Consider the following 2,973-nt stretch of genomic DNA (forward strand, 5'->3'; position numbering starts at 1 on the left):
GCGATCGAGGCCGTGGGCGTGCCGGAGACGTTCGAGCTGTGCCAGTCGATCGTCGCGGCGGGCGGGACGATTGCGAACGTCGGCGTGCATGGCGTGAAGGTGGACCTTCACATGGAGCACCTATGGGACCGGAATATCACCATCACCACGCGGCTGGTCGATACCGTGAGCACGCCGATGCTGCTGGAGACGTTGCGCTCCCGCAGGCTCGATCCCAAACTTCTGATCACCCATCGCTTCACATTCGAGCAGATCCTCGATGCGTATGAAACCTTTGCGCACGCGGCCGAAACCCGCGCGCTCAAGGTGATCATCGCCGCCTAGCGCGCCGCGATGCATCGGCCGCCATTAGCGCGGCAGTTCATACATTGCCGCGGCGACGTCGGTGTGTGCGGGACCGGCGGTCTGCGCGACCGTGGTTTGCGTTTGCCGGCTCGGGACCAGCAACACGGGCAGGCTTGCACTGCGCACGACACGTTCGGCCACGCTGCCCAGGAACAGTCGCTTGAAACCTCGTCGCCCATGCGTGCCGAGCACGAGCAGGTCCGCATTGAATTCGTTGGCGGAAATGCGGATCCGTTCCGAGATGTCCTCGCCGATCGGCGCGACGTCGACGATTCGCGGTGTGCCGGCTACGTTCTCGTGCTTCATTCGCGCCAGTGCGTCGGCCAGCAGGTGCTCGCCCTCTTTAACAAAGGCATCGCGCAGGATTGTCGGGTCATAGCCGGAGGCGTCGTATGCCATCAATGGGTTGTCGACCACATAGAGTGGCTGCAACTGCGCGTCATTGGCGCGTGCGAGTTGCAGCGCGCTGTCGAACGCGTGTTCAGACGTCTCGCTACCGTCGATCGCTACCAGAATGCGTTTATACATGTCGGCCTCGAAGAATTCGTTCGTGTCCGTCGTATGTCGCGGTAGGGATAATCATGATGATGGGCTCCTTGACGAACGGTGTATTTCGCTGGGCTCGACTCGGATATCGACAGCGTGCCAGTCGATCGTAAACAGCACAGTGAATAGCCCACCTTGCGCTCAATAGCGGTGTAATGCAATGAACAGATCACCTGAATTGCCGCGATGCGGTACGGCAGCGTACCGACTTCGGTCGGTCCTGCGCGCACCGTGGAATGGAAGGGTTCGCATTGCCTCGACGGTGCCATTTCATCGGCTCCTTCGTCCCGCTGTGGTACCGCTGAAGTCAGCGCGCGCGGATTTTCTCAAAGGTCTTCGGTATGAAATACAAAGATTACTACGAAGTGCTGGGATTGCCGCGCAGTGCGACGCAGGACGACATCAAGCGTACGTATCGCAAGCTCGCCCGCAAGTATCATCCGGACTTGAGCAAACTCGACGATGCGGAGCCGCGCTTCAAGGAGGTAGGCGAGGCGTATGGCGTGCTCAAAGATACGGAGAAGCGTGCGGCCTACGACCGGCTGGGGGACCAGTGGCGCAATGGTCAGGACTTCGAGCCGCCGCCGCGATGGGACGAAGGGTTCGAATTCAGTGGCGCGGACAATAGCGATGCGGAGGATGAACGCTTCAGTGAATTTTTCGACGCGCTATTTCGTGGCCAGGATGCCGGTGGTGATCGTAGGTCGACCAGGCAGGCGCGACATACTGCCGGCGCCGGTCACGCACGCGCGACGGACCAGGAGTTGGAAGATGCTTATGCCGGTGTCGGTTTCTCGGTTCCGGGTCAGGATCACCACGCCAAAGTGGTGATCGATCTGGAGGATACCTATCGTGGAGCGCAGCGCACGATTTCGCTGGAGACGCCGGTGCTCGAAGCAAGCGGACATGTCGTGCTGAAATCGCGCACGCTCGATGTCTCCATTCCGAAGGGCGTGCACGGTGGGCAGCATCTGCGGCTGGCCGGCCAAGGGGGCGCCGGTTTCGGAGAGGGGCATGCCGGAGACCTGTACCTGGAAATCACGTTGCGCCAGCATGCACATTTCCGTGTCGACGGCCGCGATGTGACGATCATCGTGCCGGTTGCGCCCTGGGAAGCGGCACTGGGCGCACGCGTTACCGTGCCGACGCCTGACGGAGCCGTCGAACTAACCGTGCCCAAAGATTCTGGCGGCGGCCAACGCTTGCGCCTGAAAGGCAAGGGAATCCCTGCGAGCGGTCCGGCCGGTACATCGGGTGATCTCTATGCGCAATTTAACATCGTCCTGCCGTCGGCTGACAGTGAGCCGGCACGCGCGGCTTACGAGGCACTACGACAGGCCTGCGAATTCGACCCGCGCGCGCATTTCTCAGGTGATCCATCATGAACGAATCGCGCACGGCCTGGCTCGAATGCCTGATCGTCGAGGAAGAGATCGAGTTCACGCTTCACGAATTGTGCCGGGTGTCCGGCGCTTCTGAGAATGAGATATTCGATTGGATCGAGCAAGGCGCGATCGAGCCGAAACGCGTCAGCGAGGACGACGGCCCGCACTTCGACGGCGCCTCGTTGCGACGTGCCCGCAAGGCCCGTCATCTTGCGCGGGATCTCGAGATCAACGCTGCGGGTATCGCGCTCGCACTCGATCTGCTGGATGAAATCGAAGCCTTGCGAGCGCAGTATACGAGGCGATAGAACGGCTCCCTCATGTGAATCAGGCGAGCCCCATCGCCACGACCGTAGCCGCCATCACGCCTGTCGCCACCCAGCCGAGGATGCGTAGAGCTGGCGGAAGCGTGAAGCCGGACATGATGCGGGTACGCATCGAGAGATGCATCATGACGATCATCACGGGCACCGCGACAACACCGTTGAGGACGGCGCTCCAACAGAGCGCTTTGACCGGATCGATCGACGTGAAGTTCAGACCGGCGCCGACTGCCGTCGCGGCGGCAATCACGCCGTAGAACGCCTTCGCCTGCGAGGGCAGCCGCGCGAGGCCCACCCGCCACGCGAACAATTCTCCCACCGCATAGGCACCCGAGCCGGCCAGCACAGGCAGCGTCAACAAACCGGTGCCGATG

At 61.8% G+C, this 2,973-nt stretch carries 4 protein-coding genes and 1 pseudogene; 3 read left to right on the forward strand and 2 right to left on the reverse strand.

Annotated features, from left to right (window positions below):
* Positions 1-324 (forward strand): annotated as a pseudogene (locus tag QOC89_RS24475) (alcohol dehydrogenase); the annotation flags it as partial.
* Between the two features lie 24 nt (positions 325-348).
* On the opposite strand, the gene QOC89_RS24480 reads toward QOC89_RS24475, so the two are convergent.
* Entirely contained in the window at positions 349-873 is a 525-nt protein-coding gene (locus tag QOC89_RS24480; RefSeq protein ID WP_323047373.1) for a universal stress protein, read from the reverse strand.
* Positions 874-1,232: 359 nt separating this feature from the next.
* On the opposite strand from QOC89_RS24480, the gene QOC89_RS24485 reads away from it, so the two are divergent.
* Together QOC89_RS24485 and QOC89_RS24490 are read left to right on the forward strand one after the other, a co-directional pair.
* Positions 1,233-2,276: a DnaJ C-terminal domain-containing protein gene (locus tag QOC89_RS24485; RefSeq protein ID WP_323047374.1), complete on the forward strand. Its 1,044-nt coding sequence runs from the start codon at positions 1,233-1,235 to the stop codon at positions 2,274-2,276.
* Positions 2,273-2,584: a chaperone modulator CbpM gene (locus QOC89_RS24490; protein ID WP_323047375.1), complete on the forward strand. Its 312-nt coding sequence runs from the start codon at positions 2,273-2,275 to the stop codon at positions 2,582-2,584. The genes QOC89_RS24485 and QOC89_RS24490 overlap by 4 nt, the downstream gene beginning before the upstream one ends.
* Before the next feature lie 19 nt (positions 2,585-2,603).
* On the opposite strand, the gene QOC89_RS24495 is transcribed toward QOC89_RS24490, so the two are convergent.
* The coding region (locus QOC89_RS24495; RefSeq protein ID WP_323047376.1) for a divalent metal cation transporter at positions 2,604-2,973 on the reverse strand (370 nt) is incomplete at its 5' end.

Origin of the sequence: Paraburkholderia sp. (assembly GCF_034668105.1) — a bacterium.
In the GTDB taxonomy this organism is placed as follows: Bacteria; Pseudomonadota; Gammaproteobacteria; order Burkholderiales; family Burkholderiaceae; genus Paraburkholderia.